Here is a 17,345-nt window from a genome sequence, read left to right on the forward strand (position 1 = left end):
TCGTGGGATCGGGAGGAAGGTCAGCGCGTACGACGGGGGCTGGGCGGGGGAGCCGGTGAACGGGCTGCTTCGGCCGGGGACGTGGGCAGGTCGAACGGGCGACTCGGGGAGGATGCGAGAGCGGCGCGGGCGCGGGCGGTGTGGGTGACCGACGGGAGCTCGTACCGGGGCAGCAGCGGTACGTCGGCAAGGGCCGGGGCGCCCTCCGGGGCCACGTCCGGCATGACCGACAGGTCGAGCTGGGCGGTGACGAGCTGATCACCGAGGAACGCGACGTGGTGGGCGATGGTGCGCAGATGCTGGCCCAGTTCGCGCCCGTTGGCGGTGCCGAGCCGGTCGCACCAGGCGGCGGCCGTGTCGATGAACTCCTCCAAGTCACCGACGACACCGTGGTGTTCGTCGAGGATCTGCTCCAGCACGTCGGCTACATCAGCCGAGCGGCGCAGCTCGTGCAGTTCCCCGGTCAGGGCGGTCAGCGACTGCCCCGGTAGCGCTTGACGTACGGGCACCCCGTCCGGCGTGGGGATCGGAGGCGGCAGCATGACGCTGGGGTCGGCGGCGACCGAGAGCCCGACGTCCTGGAAGTCGCGGCTGGCGCGAGCCACGGCCCGCACCGCCGCGTTGTACGGGGTGTCGTCGGACAACACGTAGAGATCGAGGGTGCTGTTGTGGCGGAAGTGGTGCTTGCGCAGCACCTCGTCGAGGAACGGGTGATCGTCCGATACGGCGGCCACCACACCGAACTCCGGGTGGACACCGAAGGCGACGTCGGGCTCGAGTTGCAGTTTCATGCTGAAGGATTCCTTCGGGTTCGGATGACCTAGCGGGCGCGGGCGGGCTGCAGGGGGGCCTGGGCCGGGCGGAAGGCGACGGTGACGTCGGGCCGCTGCGGCACCGAAGTGGTCGCCCGGGCCGGGGAGATGGCGGTGGCGGCCTGGACCCGGCGCTGCGAGGTCGCGGGCGTCGGATCGGGACGTCCGTTGCCGCGGATGTAGGAGAACGCGTCGAACGCGAGGGCCGTGCTGTCCAGTCGCGTCTCGACGTACCGCAGATGACCCTCGCCGTGCAGCAGTACGCCCTCGCCGGTGCCGTTGTCGGTGCCGACCGCGCGCAACGTGCCGTCGGGATCGCGGACCTGGTCGTGCAGGACGATCCGGGCGGCCCGGATGTCGGCGTCGAGCGCGCGGGCGGAGGCGGAGACCGCCTCCCCGTCACCGGGGATCCCTGGGAAGGGGTTCTTCGCCTGCCCGTCGAGGAAGCCCTGGCCCGGGTTGGGTCGGGTGGCGGGCTTGAGGTCGTACACGGCGTCGGAGGTGACGCTGTACTGCGCGGCACGCAACGACTGAACAGCCTGCTGTCCGCGCCGCGTCAGATCACGGTCCGGCTTGGTCAGGGCGTACAGGCGGCTGCCGGGCAGCCGCTCGAAGCCGACCCGCCGCAGCATGTGATCGGCGACGTGGTTGTCGTGTGACATCGCGGCCACGACGCCGTACTGGGCGTGGTGGGCGACGGTGATGTGGGGGCGTATTTCCGCCACGAGAAGTGCACCTCGCAGAGATCGGGGCCATGCGGACGACGAGGATGTGGCCCGAAGACGGATTTGGCGGGGCCGGGGAATGTGCGCTAGCGCGATCGGTGCACGCGGTCGTGCGCGAGGAGACCGGGCGGCGCCGTAGCGTTGGACACTGCCCTCATCGCGGTGCTCTGACCGACCGCATGAGGCGAACGGGCACGGGCGGCTTGGACCTGCGCGTACTGCGGTGACCTGACCAGTCGGCCGCGCTCGGCTCGCGCCATCTCGACGAGCACGCCGCCGCTCTCCCTCCAGGTCAGCGAGTAATGCCAGCCTTCGGCGTTGCGCTCGACGACAGCCTTCGCGAACGCGGCCCCGGCGCGAGGGTGATCCGGCAGCAGCGCACCGGTGACGAACTCGAAGTCGGCCTGCACGCGTGCGCCGCCCTCCAAGGCCTCGCGCAGCACCCGAAGTCGGTAGGGCCACCGCCCCTCCGCACAATCCTGCGGATCCAGGAACGGGAGCATCTCCTCGGCGTGGGCGACCAGAGCAGGGCCATGGTCGAGGAAGGGAGCGAACAGAGCCCACATCTCCGCATCCCGTTGCTGCTGGCGCAGGTCGTAGCGCTCATCAAGGGGCCCGTGATCGGCGTCGCACAGGCTGTCGGAGATCGCGTCCCACTCGGCAAGAACCCGATCGCCGGCGGCTACCGCCACGGCGACCTGCTCAACGCGTGCCGCACGTACGGCCTGGTCATAACGGGGAAGTAGCCGGTCGGCCACCGCCGATGCCGCGCGCGCCGGGGCCGAGTCGACGACGATCCCGTCGGGTGCCTTGACCCGGTCCGCGACGTCACTGCCGCTTGGCTGCAAGGCGGCGACCAGAAACTCCCGTGTGCGCCGCGGGCGGTCGACGACGACCAGCTCGCAACCGGTGCCGCTGATCAGCACGGCGTGGCGGGACAGCACGAACTGCTCGAAAGCCCATTTCACATGCCCTTCGTCCCAGAGCCGCTCCGCGAACGGGGACTGACCGGCGTACGCGGCATGCTCCTGGGCAACGGCGGTCCAGGAACCGGGCAGTCGGGCAGCGAGGCCCTGGGCGAACGTCGCAAGGTCGGCACGCTCGTTGGCCTTGCGGGCAGCGAGGGAGGCCGAGTGGTCTGAGGAAGGAGACACAGGAGAGCCGGCGGCGGGCGCCGGTATTCGTTCAGACATGACGGAAGCCCGATTCCTGCCGGGCGCCGAGCCGCCGGGATTCGTCGAGGGCGCCGAACGGGCCTGTGGCCAGGGGGATGTAGCCGTCAGAAGCGTTGGCCGCAGTGGCGCGGAGGTAACGCTGGATGAGCCGATGTACGACGCGGCGGATCTTGTACTGCTGAGACATGAAGGGGAACTTCCTAGGAACGCTCAGGGCGGGAAGACTGGGAGGCCGGGACGTGGCGTCAGCCCCCAAACAGCGGGATTGATCAAGGGCGAGCGACAGCGCCCATCCGTGCATCCGTGTCAAACAACTCCCGCTCCCGCGGATGCAGAAGATGTTGAGTAATGAACGACCGGCCCGCGACCTTCCACAGGCCGCGCCCCTTGGTGAGAGCGGAGACCGCCTGAGTCTCGACGCCGGTGAGCCCCAACAGGGAAGCCGCGGAGGCGAGTTGGTCGGCTTCCTGGCGGTAGATGATCCGGGTGGAGCAGTCGGTGAGCAGGCCCTCGGCCAGGGCCCGGCCGCGGGAGCCTGCGTCACCCGCGGTCAGCAGGTCGCTGAGGCGGTGGATGACCATCAGGTTCGCGATGCCCAGGCCGCGGGAGAGCTTCCACTGGCTCTGCATCCGTTCCAGCAGGGCGACGTGCCGCATCACGCGCCAGGCCTCGTCGTAGATCACCCAGCGCCGTCCTCCGGCGGGGTCGGCGAGTGCGGACTCCATCCAGGTGGAGGCGCAGGTCATGGCCAGGACCAGTGCGGTGTCGTCGCCCGCGCCGCCGAGGCGGGACAGGTCGATGGACAGCATCGGCGCGCTCGGGTCGAAGGCCACGGTGCTCGGCGCGTCGAACATGCCGGCCAGGTCGCCGTGCACGAGTCGGCGCAGCGCGTGGGCGAGGTCCTCGGCGGCATGCCCGAGGCGGCCGGACAGCTCGCCGAGCGCGGCGTCGAGCCGCGCGGGGGAGCCGAGGACGTAGGCGACCTCACCCAGCAGCGGGGTGGTGCCGTTCGCCTCGGCATGGGCGACGACCTGGTCGAGCGCCACGTCAAGGGCGGTGTGCTCCATGGGATGCAGCTCGCGCCCCAGGACCGTCTTCGCGAGCGAGCCGAGTAGCAGCAGGCGCCGCTTGCGGCCCTCGTTCGTCCAGTCCTCCTCGCTGACGCCGTACGGCCGGGCGGGCGCATCGAGGGGGTTGAGGCGTCCTGGCAGGCCGGGGCCGAGCGCGATGGTCTGCCCGCCCAGCTCCTGGGCGACGACGGTCCACTCGCCCTTCGGGTCGCACGGCACGTAGATCCGGTAGCCGAAGGCCACGGCGCGCACCGCGAGGGACTTGGCGAGGGCGGACTTGCCCATGCCGATGATCCCGGCCAGCAGGATGTTGGGATTGGTGAAGCCGTCGAGGCGCCCGTACAAGGCGAACGGGTCGTACGTGAAGGCCGCTTCGGCGTGCACGTCGCGGCCGATGTAGATGCCCTGTGCGCCGAGGCCGCCCTCGGCGAGGAAGGGGTAGGCCCCCGACGCGGTGGCCGTCGTCATGCGGTGGGCGGGGAGCTTGAGACGGCCACCGCGAGCGGAGGTCGGCCCGGGGCGGCCGGCGGGCGGGTAGGTGGCGCGCAGGTCGGGGTCGAGACCGGGCGCGGTCGGGCGGGCTTCGTGACGTGCGGCGTGCCGGGCCTGGTCGCGGGCGGCGGCGAACTGATGACGGGCGGCGCGCGCCGTGCGACGGTCGCTCTTGCGCGGGACGAACAGCGGGCTGGCGCTGGCGCGGGTGCGAGAAGGCATGAGGGTGGTGCTCCTGGCGGTCAGTGGCGGGTGAGGCCGGTGAAGGGGTCGCGCAGATCGGCCGGCGTGTGGTCACGGCGGACGCGGGCGGCGGTGGCCAGGTGGCGCTGGCACACGGTGAGTTCGGGCGCTCCCTCGGGCAGCCGGGCCCGGCACGCCTCCCGGCTGGGGAGGCGGCCGGAGCCGGGGTGCGGGGCGGCGTGGAAGGCGGCGTGCAGATGCTCGGCTGCCTGCCACAGCCGGATCCGGCACGCCCGCAGATGGTCGCCCTCCGCCCTGGCCACCGGGGTGGTGCGGGCGGTGTGGGCGTCGAGCAGCCCGTACAGCGCGAGGACATGGGCGTGCAGGGAGTCGAGTTCGGCACGGCCGGCGGCGATGGGGGCGACCGGCATGTTGATCGCCTGGTGGAAGTCGAGCGCGGCGGTGGCGAACGGGACGAAGTCCGGAGCCAGTTCGGGCAGGGGCTCAGTCGGCATGGGGGGTGCCCTTCGGTAGAGCGCAAGACGGTGGTGCGGGTGCGCTAGGGGCGGGCGAGGGGCAGGGCGGCGCTGGTGAAGGCCTCGGCCTGCTGCCAGGTCAGGAGGCGCAGGTCGACGAGGGCGGCGACGGCGGCCGTCTCGATCGCGGCGCAGGCGGCGTTGAGCTGCTCGTCGGTGTCCGCGCTCACGGTGAGCAGGCCGGTGAGGGCGACGTCGGCGTGCCCGGCGATCAGCTGGCGTTCGCGCTGCTTGATGTCGGCGTACTCGACCGAGTCCTCCTCGGAGTCGACCTGGCCCTTGCGCTGCCGCTCGGCGGCGTCCGCGATCACGGTGGCCTTGCGGCGCTGCACGTCCTTGAGCGCGGAGTCCAGGCCCTTGGGCTCGTAGGTCAGCGAGAGCGTGCGGCGCACGCCGGAGGTGAACAGGAGCTGGTGCAGGAAGCCGGGTGAGGTTTCGATGCGGGGCCAGTTCTCGATCCAGAACGTGGCGTGGTGGGCCGAGTCGGTCTGAATCCGGTCGGCCTTCTCGACCAGAACGACGGGGCCGGCGGCAGCGGGCTCGGCCTGCGGGCGGCCCGAATCGGACCACTGGTCCAGGGCGGCCGAGGCCTTCGGGTCGTAGGCGGTACGGATCACGGCGGCGATCTCGGACGCGTCCAGCCAGTCGCCGGGCGTGAGACCGGAGTTGCGGGCGGCCTGGTCGAAGGTGGCGGTGAGCTGGGCCAGGACTGCGAAGCTACCGGTGAGTCCGCCGCCGGCCTGGTTGATCAGGCGGCGGGCGGCCTTGAGGTCGAGGGCGAGCGCGACGTACGCCTCGTGCGGGGCCGCAGCCGGGCCGGCGGCGGCCAGCAGGTCGCGGTAGATGGGGCCGGCGAGGTGGGTCGCCTCGTCGCCGTGCTCGTGCCAGTAGCGGTTGAGCGCGTCGCCGGAGTCGGGCACCGTGCGCTCCAGGACCTGGACGCGGGCGATGTGCCCGGTGCGCGACAGAGCCGCCAGAGTGCGCCCCCAGCCCGCCACGTTGCTGCTCTGCGTGGCCGGATCGAGGAGCGCGAAGGCACGCGAGGAAACCGTGACAACCGCGGTGAGCGTGCCGTGGTGCGGATCGTGCACCGCACTGAAGCGGCCGTGCGGGGCGGTGACCACCCTCAGGGACGCCGCCGTGCCGGGGAGATGGAGCAGGCCCTCGCGGCGGGGCCGGGTGGACGGCCGGGCGAGCCAGAGCAGCTGGCCCCGGAAACGACGCAGCACGTACCCCGCGGCGATGGGCGCCCAGTCGGCAAGCGACCGTCCGCGATGGCGGACGAACACCGCCGCCAGAATGACCGCCCACACAGGGATGAGCTTGAGCGCGCCGGGGACGCCGGAGGTGAGCAGCACCGCGAGCAGCAGCAGCCCGGTGAGGGTGACGACGATCAGCTGAGGAGCCGACAGGCCGAGCAGGACGCCACGCCGCGAGCGATGCGGGAACTTCACGGTGGCCGGGCCGTCGGGCTGAGAGGTGTCGGAGAGCATGGCGAAGCCGTCCTTGGAACGTGGAGAGCAAGAAGAGGGGGGAAGAAGAGGGGAGTCGACGGGGCGGGCGGCGCCGGAGGCGACCGGTGCCGCCCGCCCCGTCAGTCGAGGGCTACGAGCCCGATCCGCCCGGCGGCTCGGGATAGACCCACCGCTGCGGCGTAGCACCGCCCTGCGGAGACGGCCCGCTCACCGGTCCGGGGCGCCGGGGCGCCGGCGGATCCAGGTGCGTGATGCGCGGCGGCGCCACTGCCGCACCCTGGGGCGTCGGACCGGAGGAGACCGGTGCCGCGTCGGCCGCCGCCTCCTGACCGGGACGCTGGATCAGCGGCTGACCGCGGTCACCGTCGGTAGGAGGCCGCCGGATCAGCGCCCGGCCCTTGTCGCCGGTGGCGTTGGGGTCCTCGCCGAAGCGGAAGTGGGTTTGCTTCGGCTTCTCACCGTCGGCCGATCCGCCGGTCGGGTCGATGCCGGAGGCGATACCGCCCCAGTCCTGGCCCGGAACCTGCGACGGGCCCTGCGGAGCCCGCATGCCGGTGCCGGCCTGCATCGCCAGCTGGCCGGCGCTCTTCGCCGCACCGGCTGCCACCGCGACTCCGGCGACGCCGGTACGGTGCAGGTCGTCCTGGCCGCCGCCGTCGGCCGCCCAGTGCACGAACTTGTATGTGGCGTAGGGGCACAGCATCACCAGGACCATGACGACGATGCCCGCCATGGCGTCGGACAGGGCGGCGAGCCCGTCGGAGGCGTCGCTCTTGCCCATGGCCGAGACGCCCAGCAGGAACACGATCGTCATCAGCAGCTTGCTGACGATCAGTGTCGCGGTCGCCTCGATCCACCCGCGCCGCCAGCGCCGCGCGACTTCCCAGCCGCCGCCCGCGCCGGCGAACACCGCCAGCGTGACCAGGACCAGGATGCCGACCTTGCGGGCGACCATGACCGCCCAGTACAGGAACGCGCCGATGGCGCATCCCAGGCCGACCATGGCGGGGATCGTCCAGCCCAACGCGTACATCGGGCCGAGGTTGTTGACCTCGATGACGCGGCGGATCGCGTCGTCGACCGAGGTGTTCGCCGCCTTGAAAAGCCCGGCGGACAGCGCGTCGACCACGGTCAGCGCGACGGTGGTGCAGGCGATCGCGGCGAACGCGAACAGGACACCGGTCACCGTCCCGGTCACCGCCTGCGCGAGGGCGCGCTCGTCACGCCGCCAGGCCGCCCGCATCAGCTGCAGACAGAACGTGGCGACGGTCAGCACGAGACCGATGGGCAGCAGCAGCTCGTAGTTGCTGCGGAACCACTCGGCGTTGAGATCGACGGCGGTGGTCTTGTCGACGGCCGTCGAGGCGAGGTCTGCGGCGGACTGGGCCAGCTCGCCCATCGACTTGGCGATCCAGGCACCGATGCCATCGGTGATCGCTTCGCCGGTCGAACCGACGACACCGCCGACGGTGTCGCACACCGCGCTCATCAGGGGAAGGTCACAAGCCCCCATGGGGGCACCTCCTTTCGGGAATTGGGGGCGTCAGGGCGCGACGTTCGGCAGCACGCCGACCAGGGCACAGGCCTTCTCGGGGCGGCACTGGACGGCGAGCGTGCTGGAGCGGGACTCGGCTCCGGCCCCGGAGCCCTTCCAGGCGATGGACTGCTTGCCGGTGACCGTGACGGCGTAGACGTACGCCTCGGTGATCGCGCCGGGATCCTGCGCCAGGGCGGTCTTGAACGCCTGCGGGAAGTGGCCCTCGCCGATCTTCGCGGTCGCGTGCTGGCGGTTGTCGTGCATCCGCGACCACAGCACCGGGCTGGGAATCTGATCGGAGACGGAGTCCCAGTCGGCGTACTTCTTCTCGCCGGTCATCCACCGCTTGAGGCCGGCGACGTGCTCGGCACGGGAGAAGGGCCGGGTGTCGTACGTCCAGAGCACTTTGGTGGCCGCCTTGGCGAAGACGATCGGATCGCTCGTCTTGGGCGGTTCCGCAACTGCCTCACGATCGCCGGGAGTTGCCTCTGGCGAAGCAGTGCGCTGCGTGGACGTCGCAGTCGGGGCGGGCTTCGCCGAGACGGGGCTGTCCGCGCGGGTCAGATACGCGAGGAGCCCGGCGACGGCCAGCAGCACGGCCAGCACGAGGCCGCCCAGCAGGGCACGCCGCAGCACCGAGGATGGTGCCCCGTAGGTGCGCTCCTGGGCGGAGAGGGAACGCTTCTTCGACATCAGTGGACCTGCGTCCCCATCGCCGAGAAGAACGCCACGATGCCGTTGGACGCGCCCAGCAGCAGCGCGCACCCGGCGGCGATGACTGTGCCCTTCTTCCCGTTCGCCTCGGCCTGGTGGCCACCGCTGTGGTGGCCCCACGCCCAGACCATGGCGGAGATGGCCAGGGCGCCGACCACGGCGATGATCCCGAAGAGGTTGATCGAGGAGACGACGTTCTTCAGCACGCTGAGGCCGGGGAGACCGCCCTCCTTCGGTGTGATGCCGGGGTTGTACGCCAGATACTGGGCGTGCTGCATGAGCTTCATTTGGAACTCCAGTGCGAATTTGGGCGCGCGAAGGCCCGGGAGGAGAGGGGGAGGAGAGGCCGGTCAGACGATCCGGCGGGCGGCGACGATGTCTCCGCGCCAGTCGGCGAGGGTCGAGATCTTGACCACGTCACCGCTCTTTGGGGCCTGCAGAATCAAGCCCTGGCCAATGAACATCCCGACGTGTTCAGGCACTGCGGCCGTGCCGCGGGTGAACAGCAGGTCACCCGGCTTGAGGGCATTGACGCTGACCGCCTTGCCTTCCTTGACCTGGGTGTACGTGGTCCGGGAGATCGAGACACCGCCGGCCTTGTACGACGCCTGCATCAGAGACGAGCAATCACACCGGCCCATCGGATCCTGGCCGTGCGGAGCGGAACACGAACCGCCCCACTGATACGGCGTACCGAGCTGACCAAGGCCCCAACGGAGCGCCGTACGCACCGACTTGGGCGCGCTGGCCGGGATCTCGTAGCCCTCGGGCACGGCCCCCGCGGGAATCGGGCCGAAGGAGGACCCGTCATCGCCGGTGCCGCACGCGGTAGCCGCCGAGGAGGACGCCTGCTCGGCTTCACCCCCGGTGTCGCCGCCCTTACCGGAACTTCCGTTCTGGCCGAGCGACTTGGCGATGGCCTCCTGGAGGGCCGTGGCCAGCGGCTCCCACTTCGCGTACGCGTCGGGGAAGCCGCTCTTCTGAACCACCTGCGCGGCTTGGGTGATGGTCATCGACTGCCAGCCCGAGACCTTGAGCAGGCCCTCGTAGAACTTCGTCGAGGCGTGCACCGGATCGCGAACCTCGGCAGCCGTCCCCCAACCCTGGCTGGGGCGCTGCTGGAAGAGGCCGAGCGAGTCCCGGTCGCCGTAATCCAGGTTCCGCAGCCCCGACTCCTGCAGAGCCGTGGCCAGGGCAACGATCTGCCCGCGCGCTGGCACCTTCATCGCGATACCAGTGGCCTGGATCGTCTCGGCGTTCGCTATCTGCTCCTCGGGGTCGGAAAGCTCCGAAACAGACACGGACTCCTTGCCGTCGCCCTTGAGGATCGACTTCACCAGCTTCGCGACCGCCGCGCTGTCTACAGCCTGTGTACCGTCCGCGGAACAGGCGGCCTGAGCACTGCTGGAGCCAGCGAGAGCGACAGCGACCGGCGCTATCAACAACGTCGGGCCGAGCGCCACGGCCCCTGCTATGGCGATGGCCTTCTTCACGGACGCGGGCCGCACGCCGAACGGCGGGACAGGGAATCTGGGCCCGGGGAGGGGCGCGCCTGGACATGCTGCATCGGCAGCTCCTTACTGCGTAGGCAGCACGGCGCAGGCGTTCTCGTCGAAAAGGCCACCGGCACCGCACCGGTTATGAATTTGCAATCCCTGAGGGAGGCTGGGAAGCCAAGGCCGGGAGCTGCTAACTCCCGGCCGCTGGCCCCCTATTGGACAGCGGCAGCCAGCCGCGCTCGTAATCTCACTCGCCACATGGGGGGAGTCCCCTTCGTCGATTAGGAAGCCAGTCGATGGGATGTCAGGCACGCCGTCCTTCGGACGGAACAGCACGCATCGACACAGCTCAACAGGGCCGGAACCAGGTTCCGTCCTGCGAACACGGCGAGACTGTAGAGACGAAATCCGGCCGCGCCAAACGGCCCCTGCCTCGGGCGGTTTCGAGGCGCCGATCCGAGATCTTCCTCATTGGGTGCGGCCGGAATTCGGGGTTAACCTCCAGCGCATTGCTCGTCACGGCGGCTGCTTGCGCAGTTCCGCAAAGTGACGCATGCCGACGTGTGCTTCCCCTCTGGGAGCGAGAAAAGGGCGCACGACCGCCTCCCCGAAAGAGAGAACCGCCGCAATGCCGTACACCCTCCACCGAGGCGACGCGCTGACCGCCCTCGCCGACATCCCCGACAACAGCGTCGACGCCGTCATCACCGACCCGCCCTACAACAGCGGCGGCCGAACGAGCAGCGAGCGCACCGGCCGCTCCGCGCGCGCGAAGTACACTTCGGCGGACGCCGAGCACGACCTCGCCAACTTCCCTGGCGAGAACCGGGACCAGCGCTCGTACGGCTTCTGGCTCACCCTCCTGCTCACCGAGTCCTATCGCGCGACCGTCGAGTCCGGCACGGCGCTCGTCTTCACCGACTGGCGGCAGCTGCCGACCACAACGGACGCACTCCAAGCCGCCGGCTGGACCTGGCGGGGGATCGCCTCGTGGCACAAGCCTGTCTCCCGGCCGCAGAAGGGCCGACTCAAGCAGTCCTGCGAGTACATCGTGTGGGGAACCAAGGGGCCGGTCGACGCCAAGCGGAACCCCGTCTACCTCCCGGGGCTCTACACAGCGAGCCAGCCGCGGAAGGACCGCGTGCACATCACGCAGAAGCCCGTAGAAGTGATGCAGGAACTCGTAAAAGTCTGCCCCCCGGGCGGCACGGTCCTGGACCCCTTCGCCGGCTCCGGCACCACCGGCGTCGCCGCCTTGCGAGAAGGCCGTCAATTCATAGGAGTCGAGCTGTCTGAGCACTACGCCTCCATCGCGGAAGCTCGTCTCCACAGCGCTTTGACGCAAGACGAATTCGAACTCGCCGGGCCGGAGGAGTGAGAGCCAGAAGCTCCTATCAGCAGGGGCAGAACACAACAAGGGCGGTTGCGGTCACAGGGGTGAGGTGACCGCAACCGCCCTTGATTACAGAACGGGTTGGGCGGTCTCGATACACCGCCGGAACAGGCCACTCGCCCGATCGAGATCTTCACGCGTTCCGATCCGTACCTCGACGCCGTCTCGGATGCCGAGGCACCCCACCCCGCGGACGTCCCTTGAGAAGCCATCCTGCAACTGCACTGTGTCGGGATCCAGCTTCAGGTTGACTACCAGAACCCGATTGCGTGGCTGAACACGCACTGTGGCGACATTCTTGATCCGCCGGTACGCGATGTAGTGGAGCTGGGCCTCCCTCTGCACGTCACGGTAGGAGAGGAGGACCTCGTCGAGGTCCGCATATAGGTTCTGTAGGCCTCGCGGGGATTCGTCGAGGTACTGTTGCACCGACTTTGCGGAAGTTGGCGCAGAGAGGCGAGGCGTGGAGGCCTTTCCCCGAGACGGAGGAGTAGCCCCGGCGACCGATGCGACGAGCTGGAGAGTGAGCACATCGTCGAACACTCGGTACCCCACCAGGTTAATCCGGCGGCCGATCATCTCAACGGCGACGGTGTCGTGGTGTGTGAACGACCCGGCGATGCACACGATTCGGGGATTGTTCCAGTCGATCTCCTCAGCCGCCCTGGCGCCGTATTTCTCCCTGACGAGACTCTCGAATTCGTGGTGGTGATCGTGCAGCCACGACAGGTATGAGAGAGCTTGGGTGACGACGTTCTGGTCGCGCGAGCGCTTGTACTCCACGATCACTGGCGCCCCGCTCTCATCCAGACCGAGCGAGTCGATCCGGCCCCGGTGGCGACCGGTGCGGTACTCGGTTGCCAGGAAGCGGATGCCGAGCATCGCCTCCATGTTGGCCTCGATGAGCGTCTGCAACTCGCGCTCCACGCCAACGGATGCTCCTGGTATCTCGGTGGCCTGCCCGCCCTTCACCCTGAAGACCTTCAGGTTGTTCATGTGTCTCCCCGACTCCACCTCGATCGCTGCCAACGAACAATCCAGGCCAGGAGGCATTTATTCCGGCGGAAGGGCGTGGTCCCACCCTGTTGATTTCGCCGACGGGGCAGCCCAGTTGGGTCTCGCTGATGGCTCGCAGCAGTTGCTCACCGCGCGCCGCTGCCGACAGCCGTCTGCGGTCTCATTGACCGAACGTCGTCGGAGCGGGGTGAGCGACGGCCATTTCTCCTTCGTGAGGGGCGCACCGTAGTCGATGATCCCTGCCTCACCAAACCGGGGGTTTTCAGGACCGTGGACGTAGTTCGCGTCGCGTTTCACGGGCGGCGCCGAACTGTCCATGTTCCTTGCGCTGCTCTGTAGGGCAGTGGCTGATCCGAGGGGTTCCGAGAGTGAGCGACAGGCCCTTGAAGGTGTATGTCTACCGCACGGGAAAGAACGGCGAACGGCAGCTTGTGACTGTCGTTGTGTACTGATCGGAGACATCCCGATCATCGGGATGGTCGCTTCTCACCGAGAGCCTGCCCGTCCGCTGAGACAGGCCCTCGGTGCTTCGGTTGAACCTGGCGTGTGCCAGATTTTGCCGCTACAGCTTCTTCTTGAAGTAGTCGTCCTTCACGACCAACCGTTGCTTCACGTCGTCAGGGATCAGCAGGTCGCAGTGGTCCGAATGAACCAGGAACGTGATGCCGCCCCGTAGCAGGTCCTTCTCCATCTGGTCCGTGCCCATTTTGGTCCAGTGTTCGTGGTAGGTCACACCCATGGAGCGGTAGCGCCAACGATCCTGGGTACTCTCCGGATCGATGGATTGCAACTCCGCGCCCAGCTTCTGAAGGGCTGCCTCGGCCTGCTTCTGGATGAAGCCGCCAACCGCGAAGGTGCCACCCGGTGCAAGACCGTCCATATAGTGCTTGATTGACGCCTGCAGCTCCGTGACTCGGGCGAGATTCTCAGCGCCACGCGCGTACTCGCGGTGGATCACTTCATAGTTGCCCAGCTGATCAAGCACCGTAGCGGCGAGCGCGCCGTACATTTCGTCAGGATCGAAGACCGGAGCGCCGCAAGGCTCCCTTGTGTACGACGAGCAACGCAACCTGGGATAGACGCGAGTTGACCCGTCCTTCCGCGCCTTCTTCGAGATGTGCTTGTACATGTTGGCGCCGCAGCCGCCGCACAGAATCACGCCGAGGAAGAGGGACAGCCTGTTTCCCTTGCTGTCCTTGCGCCCATGCTTGGCGTTCCGCTTGAGGCGGTCCTGAAGCTGATCAAATTCCTCGTCCGTGAAGATCGGCGGAGCGAGCCTGATCGGCTGGCCATCCGAGCCGTAGACGATTCGCGAGACCTCCTTGCTCTTGGCCTTGGGCGGCCGAATCACTCGCACACCCTTGAGGGCTGGATTCGTGAGGATGGAGGTGAGGTTCCTCGCGTACCACTTTCCGCCGTTGGGCGAGGGGATGCCCGCACGGTTCACTACCTGCGTGATCTTGTACATGGATCGACCGCGCATGAGCATGCTGAAGATCCACCGCAGCACCCTCTTACGAAAGGGATGGATCACGAGTTTCCGGCCGTCTGATCCCTCTTCCGTGGTGTAACCGTAGACCGGCTTGCCGATCACCCACCGATCCGTAGTGCGCGCGTACTTCCACAACGACTCCAGGCGGATGCCGGTGTTGGCAGCCTCGATGCGCGCCATGCCGGCGATCATCGTGACCATCATTTCGCCGTAGGCGCTATCCAGGTCGATCGGGTCCTTGTCCGCTGCCAGGATCTTGTCGTACTCCTTGCACCATTCGATCATCAGGTGCAGGTCGGAGATGCGGCGGACAAAGCGGTCGAGCTTCCAGAAGAGAATCTGGTCGAACTCCGGAGCGCGGTTGTTGATCCAATCGCCGAGTTCGGGGCGCTTCCACGGCGGAACTTTGGTTGCGGACACGTTCAGGTCCCGGGCTACGCCGACTACGCGGCAGCCCCGCATGAGGGCGAATCGGCGAAGATCCAGTTCTTGCCGGGCCGGGGATGTGGTCTCGTCCGTGAGAACCGATAGGCGGATGGAGAGAAGGGCGCGAGGAGCGTCGGCAGGGAGGAGCGATTCCCGCTGCCGTAGTTCTTCCAGTTCCCGCAGCTCCGCGGCGGACCACTCAACGTCATGCACTGGCCAATCCTAACAATCGGAAAATTAGGGACGGCCTCGGGCGAGATCTGCTCATGTGACGCTATGTGACTGATGTAATACGCATGGATGTACGTCTATATCCATGCTCAGGACACACCTACCCAGCGTCTACAGTCCGAGTGGCTCTGGCCCGACATCCACATGACACCCGAGGAGGGCGTGCGCGCGCATCTGGACCTCCAGGGCGGTCCGGGCGGCGTGCTGCTGCCCATTCACTGGGCCACCTTCAACCTCGCCACGCACGCGTGGACCGACCCGGGCGAGGGCACCCTGGCCGCCGCCCGCGCCGTGGGGACGCCGATCGCCCTGCCCCGCCCCGGCGAGCCCTTCGAGCCCGGCGGCGAGAGCATCCCGGCCGCGCCGTGGTGGCGTGGCGCGGCCCTCGTCCCGGCGGGCGGCTGGCAGCCGCTGACCGAGACGGCCCCCGTGGCCGAGACCGACAGCGGCGCCCCGAAGGGCGCGACCGAGGACGGCGAGGCCCCGGAGGCGGTCCCGGCGGGCTGACCGGGAGCGGAGGGCCGCCCCGGAGCACGACGGCGAGGGCCGGGGAGGCTTTCCTCCCCGGCCCCCGCCGTGCCCCGCCCTGGGACGAAGACTCCCCGCCGCGACGGGCGAACGAGCCGGGCGGGCGATGTCAGTGCCCGTTGATAACGTCCCCTGCCGTGAACGGACATGACGGTGCCGGCGTCCAGGCGCCGGGTTTCCCCGGGGACTTCGAAACGCACCTCACGATAGGTACGGAAGCCGGCGGCGGCAGCGACGCGGCACTGCGCCGGTGGGCGGGGCGCCACGGAATGAAGTACACGCGGATCGTGCTGGACCGGGGGACGAGCCCCGACCAGCCCATGCTGACCCGGCGGGGAAGCGGCACCCTGGCCGCGCAGCGGCTGGCCGCACGGACCTGGGTGGACCGGCTGCGGCGCGACGGCTTCGAGGTGACACGGGTGAAGGTCGAGGCGTCGCCGTGGAACGGTGACGTCCCGCGGAGCCGGGCACAGGCGGACGCGCTGCCCCCGGAGACGTACTACTTCGAGCATCACGTCAAGCTGGTCCTGACCGACCACCTCGAACACCTGGCCGCCGTCCGCGAACTGGCCGTACGCCATGCCGCGCACCTCTCCCGCAACGCCCGCCGGACGCTGGACGCCGACCGGCACGAGCGCTTCGTCACCCAGCGCTGCCGGGGCGTCGGACGGTCCGAGGCGCGGCGTCGTCTCGACGCCCTGACGGCCGCGCTCACGGAGGCGGGCCACCGGGTCGTGGAGGTGGAGGAGGAGTTCGTCGTGTACGACGACAACCCCGCCGTCGACGCCGGATGGATCGACGAGCCCGTCCCCGTCGCGGCCGAGGCCGGCCCCCGGTGAGCATCGAGCGGCGCGTGGCCCACCGCGCGGCCCTCGACCATGTGCTCACCCTGATCGCGGACGCCCCCTGGAGCTCCTCCCTCGTGCTGCGCGGCAGCATGACCATGGCCGCGTGGGCCGGCGACGCGGCGCGCGAACCGGTCGACCTCGACTGGGTGGTTCTGGAGGACGAGGTCCTGGTGGACCCGCTGGATTCGTATCCGTACGTGGACGGCGTCGACGTCGTCCAGCAGTGGCCGGAGGCCGCGGACGGCGCCGCCCGCTACGAGATGTGGGGCTACGAGGAGTTCGGCACCGGCGGACAGCGCCCCCTTCTCCCGCCGGAGGGTCTGCACTGGATGGCCGACGACCTGGACCACGCGGAGCTGAGCCCGCCGTACCTGGATCTGCTGGACCGGGTGCGCGCGAGCCCGCAGGCGGCCCCCGGGGTGCTGCTCGACGCGGACGCCGCGAACGAGGACGGCACGTGGACCTACGCGCAGTACGACACCCCCGGCGTACGGCTGGTCATCCCCTGGCGCGCGGAAGGGCTGGCGCCGGGCGCGGTGTCGCTGGACTTCGCGCGCGACGAACTGCTGCCGGAGGCCCCGGTCTGGACGCCGGTCCCACGCGGCGACGGCACCCGCGTCGCCGTCCGCACCGCCGGCCGGGAGCTCTCCCTGGCCTGGAAGGTGCTGTGGCTGCACGCAGACTGCGCGGCGGAGGGACAGGCCCGGGGCAAGGACCTCTACGACGCGGTCCTGCTCGCCGAAGCCGAGGGCACCAGGCTGTCGCCGCGACTGCTGCGCAAGGTCCTGCGCCGCGGACTGGGTGGTGCGGCCGACGACTTCGGCCCCGACGCCATGGCCGGGTGGCGGGTCGACTGGGACGGATTCCGCGCGGAGCACGCAGGGGTGCGAGGTGCGGCGGAGGACTGGCTGGGCCGGCTGATCCGGGCGCTCGGACCGGTGTTCGACACCGGGTCGAGGTAAGGCCATGGCCGATACGGGGCGTGACGTTCTGGGGGTGGGATCGAGGGGAGTGGGGCTCCGGAAGTGATCCCGGCGGGTTGGCCGGAGGTGCGGTGGCGGTGCGCGAGCGGGGGAGGGGTGCAGGGTTTCCCCGTCCTCGCCTTCCGTTCTGGACCGTCTCTGAACAGGGATGATCGATTTCTTTCCTGGTCCTGTCGTGCTGGAGGTCGGTTTATCGGTCTGTCGTGCGA

Annotated in this window: 16 protein-coding genes and 1 pseudogene; 4 read left to right on the forward strand and 13 right to left on the reverse strand. The window is 69.3% G+C overall.

Annotated elements, in window-relative coordinates:
- Nucleotides 1-20 precede the first annotated feature (20 nt).
- From ACIRF9_RS19765 to ACIRF9_RS19815, 11 genes are all read right to left on the reverse strand, one after another.
- Nucleotides 21-791 carry a hypothetical protein gene (locus ACIRF9_RS19765; RefSeq protein WP_403823447.1) on the reverse strand — a complete coding sequence of 257 codons (771 nt, stop codon included), beginning with the start codon at nt 789-791 and terminating at the stop codon, nt 21-23.
- A 29-nt stretch (nt 792-820) separates the two neighbouring features.
- On the reverse strand, nt 821-1,537 hold the full coding sequence (locus ACIRF9_RS19770; protein WP_403823449.1) for a hypothetical protein: 717 nt from the start codon (nt 1,535-1,537) through the stop codon (nt 821-823).
- Nucleotides 1,538-1,623: 86 nt separating this feature from the next.
- Nucleotides 1,624-2,730, reverse strand: a complete 1,107-nt coding sequence (locus ACIRF9_RS19775) for a hypothetical protein (protein ID WP_403823452.1) — start codon at nt 2,728-2,730, stop codon at nt 1,624-1,626.
- Complete coding sequence (locus ACIRF9_RS19780; protein ID WP_403823455.1) at nt 2,723-2,899, reverse strand: hypothetical protein; 177 nt, start codon at nt 2,897-2,899, stop codon at nt 2,723-2,725. The genes ACIRF9_RS19775 and ACIRF9_RS19780 overlap by 8 nt, the downstream gene beginning before the upstream one ends.
- Nucleotides 2,900-2,981: 82 nt before the next feature.
- Nucleotides 2,982-4,496: an ATP-binding protein gene (locus ACIRF9_RS19785; protein WP_403823458.1), complete on the reverse strand. Its 1,515-nt coding sequence runs from the start codon at nt 4,494-4,496 to the stop codon at nt 2,982-2,984.
- A 20-nt stretch (nt 4,497-4,516) separates the two neighbouring features.
- Entirely contained in the window at nt 4,517-4,972 is a 456-nt protein-coding gene (locus ACIRF9_RS19790) for a DUF6238 family protein (RefSeq protein WP_403823461.1), read from the reverse strand.
- A gap of 44 nt (nt 4,973-5,016) precedes the next feature.
- Entirely contained in the window at nt 5,017-6,486 is a 1,470-nt protein-coding gene (locus tag ACIRF9_RS19795) for an SCO6880 family protein (RefSeq protein WP_403823464.1), read from the reverse strand.
- 112 nt (nt 6,487-6,598) lie between these two features.
- Complete coding sequence (locus tag ACIRF9_RS19800; RefSeq protein WP_403823467.1) at nt 6,599-7,981, reverse strand: ATP-binding protein; 1,383 nt, start codon at nt 7,979-7,981, stop codon at nt 6,599-6,601.
- A 30-nt stretch (nt 7,982-8,011) separates the two neighbouring features.
- Nucleotides 8,012-8,698: a hypothetical protein gene (locus ACIRF9_RS19805; protein ID WP_403823470.1), complete on the reverse strand. Its 687-nt coding sequence runs from the start codon at nt 8,696-8,698 to the stop codon at nt 8,012-8,014.
- Nucleotides 8,698-9,006, reverse strand: coding sequence for a DUF6112 family protein (locus tag ACIRF9_RS19810; protein ID WP_403823472.1), 309 nt, complete (start codon nt 9,004-9,006; stop codon nt 8,698-8,700). The genes ACIRF9_RS19805 and ACIRF9_RS19810 overlap by 1 nt, the downstream gene beginning before the upstream one ends.
- Nucleotides 9,007-9,069: 63 nt before the next feature.
- Nucleotides 9,070-10,212 carry a C40 family peptidase gene (locus tag ACIRF9_RS19815; RefSeq protein ID WP_403823475.1) on the reverse strand — a complete coding sequence of 381 codons (1,143 nt, stop codon included), beginning with the start codon at nt 10,210-10,212 and terminating at the stop codon, nt 9,070-9,072.
- A gap of 634 nt (nt 10,213-10,846) precedes the next feature.
- Between ACIRF9_RS19815 and ACIRF9_RS19820 the strand changes: the two genes are divergently transcribed.
- Nucleotides 10,847-11,596 (forward strand): DNA-methyltransferase, encoded by a 750-nt coding sequence (locus ACIRF9_RS19820; RefSeq protein ID WP_403823478.1) that lies wholly within the window; start codon nt 10,847-10,849, stop codon nt 11,594-11,596.
- Between the two features lie 84 nt (nt 11,597-11,680).
- Here the strand turns inward: ACIRF9_RS19820 and ACIRF9_RS19825 are convergent, their stop codons facing one another.
- Together ACIRF9_RS19825 and ACIRF9_RS19830 are read right to left on the reverse strand one after the other, a co-directional pair.
- Entirely contained in the window at nt 11,681-12,607 is a 927-nt protein-coding gene (locus tag ACIRF9_RS19825) for a transporter (protein WP_403823481.1), read from the reverse strand.
- A gap of 583 nt (nt 12,608-13,190) precedes the next feature.
- A complete protein-coding gene (locus tag ACIRF9_RS19830) occupies nt 13,191-14,759 on the reverse strand; it encodes a recombinase family protein (protein WP_403823484.1) in 1,569 nt (522 codons plus the stop codon).
- 147 nt (nt 14,760-14,906) lie between these two features.
- On the opposite strand from ACIRF9_RS19830, the pseudogene ACIRF9_RS19835 reads away from it, so the two are divergent.
- From ACIRF9_RS19835 to ACIRF9_RS19845, 3 genes and pseudogenes are all read left to right on the forward strand, one after another.
- A pseudogene (locus ACIRF9_RS19835) lies at nt 14,907-15,284 on the forward strand (MBL fold metallo-hydrolase); the annotation flags it as partial.
- Nucleotides 15,285-15,442: 158 nt separating this feature from the next.
- A complete protein-coding gene (locus ACIRF9_RS19840) occupies nt 15,443-16,144 on the forward strand; it encodes a hypothetical protein (RefSeq protein ID WP_403823487.1) in 702 nt (233 codons plus the stop codon).
- The gene (locus tag ACIRF9_RS19845) at nt 16,141-17,115 is read left to right on the forward strand and encodes a nucleotidyl transferase AbiEii/AbiGii toxin family protein (RefSeq protein ID WP_403823489.1); all 975 of its coding nucleotides are present in this window, start codon (nt 16,141-16,143) and stop codon (nt 17,113-17,115) included. Before ACIRF9_RS19840 ends, ACIRF9_RS19845 begins: the two co-directional genes overlap by 4 nt.
- Nucleotides 17,116-17,345 lie beyond the last annotated feature (230 nt).

It is taken from the genome of Streptomyces sp. NPDC096132 (assembly GCF_044763345.1).
Classification (GTDB): domain Bacteria; phylum Actinomycetota; class Actinomycetes; order Streptomycetales; family Streptomycetaceae; genus Streptomyces.

What these genes read in the sequence shown, in the direction of transcription:
- ACIRF9_RS19765 (WP_403823447.1), bottom strand. Translation starts at nt 791, where the DNA reads ATGAAACTGCAACTCGAGCCCGACGTCGCCTTCGGTGTCCACCCGGAG.
- ACIRF9_RS19775 (WP_403823452.1), bottom strand. Translation starts at nt 2,730, where the DNA reads ATGTCTGAACGAATACCGGCGCCCGCCGCCGGCTCTCCTGTGTCTCCT.
- ACIRF9_RS19780 (WP_403823455.1), bottom strand. Translation starts at nt 2,899, where the DNA reads ATGTCTCAGCAGTACAAGATCCGCCGCGTCGTACATCGGCTCATCCAG.
- ACIRF9_RS19785 (WP_403823458.1), bottom strand. Translation starts at nt 4,496, where the DNA reads ATGCCTTCTCGCACCCGCGCCAGCGCCAGCCCGCTGTTCGTCCCGCGC.
- ACIRF9_RS19790 (WP_403823461.1), bottom strand. Translation starts at nt 4,972, where the DNA reads ATGCCGACTGAGCCCCTGCCCGAACTGGCTCCGGACTTCGTCCCGTTC.
- ACIRF9_RS19795 (WP_403823464.1), bottom strand. Translation starts at nt 6,486, where the DNA reads ATGCTCTCCGACACCTCTCAGCCCGACGGCCCGGCCACCGTGAAGTTC.
- ACIRF9_RS19800 (WP_403823467.1), bottom strand. Translation starts at nt 7,981, where the DNA reads ATGGGGGCTTGTGACCTTCCCCTGATGAGCGCGGTGTGCGACACCGTC.
- ACIRF9_RS19805 (WP_403823470.1), bottom strand. Translation starts at nt 8,698, where the DNA reads ATGTCGAAGAAGCGTTCCCTCTCCGCCCAGGAGCGCACCTACGGGGCA.
- ACIRF9_RS19810 (WP_403823472.1), bottom strand. Translation starts at nt 9,006, where the DNA reads ATGAAGCTCATGCAGCACGCCCAGTATCTGGCGTACAACCCCGGCATC.
- ACIRF9_RS19820 (WP_403823478.1), top strand. Translation starts at nt 10,847, where the DNA reads ATGCCGTACACCCTCCACCGAGGCGACGCGCTGACCGCCCTCGCCGAC.
- ACIRF9_RS19825 (WP_403823481.1), bottom strand. Translation starts at nt 12,607, where the DNA reads ATGAACAACCTGAAGGTCTTCAGGGTGAAGGGCGGGCAGGCCACCGAG.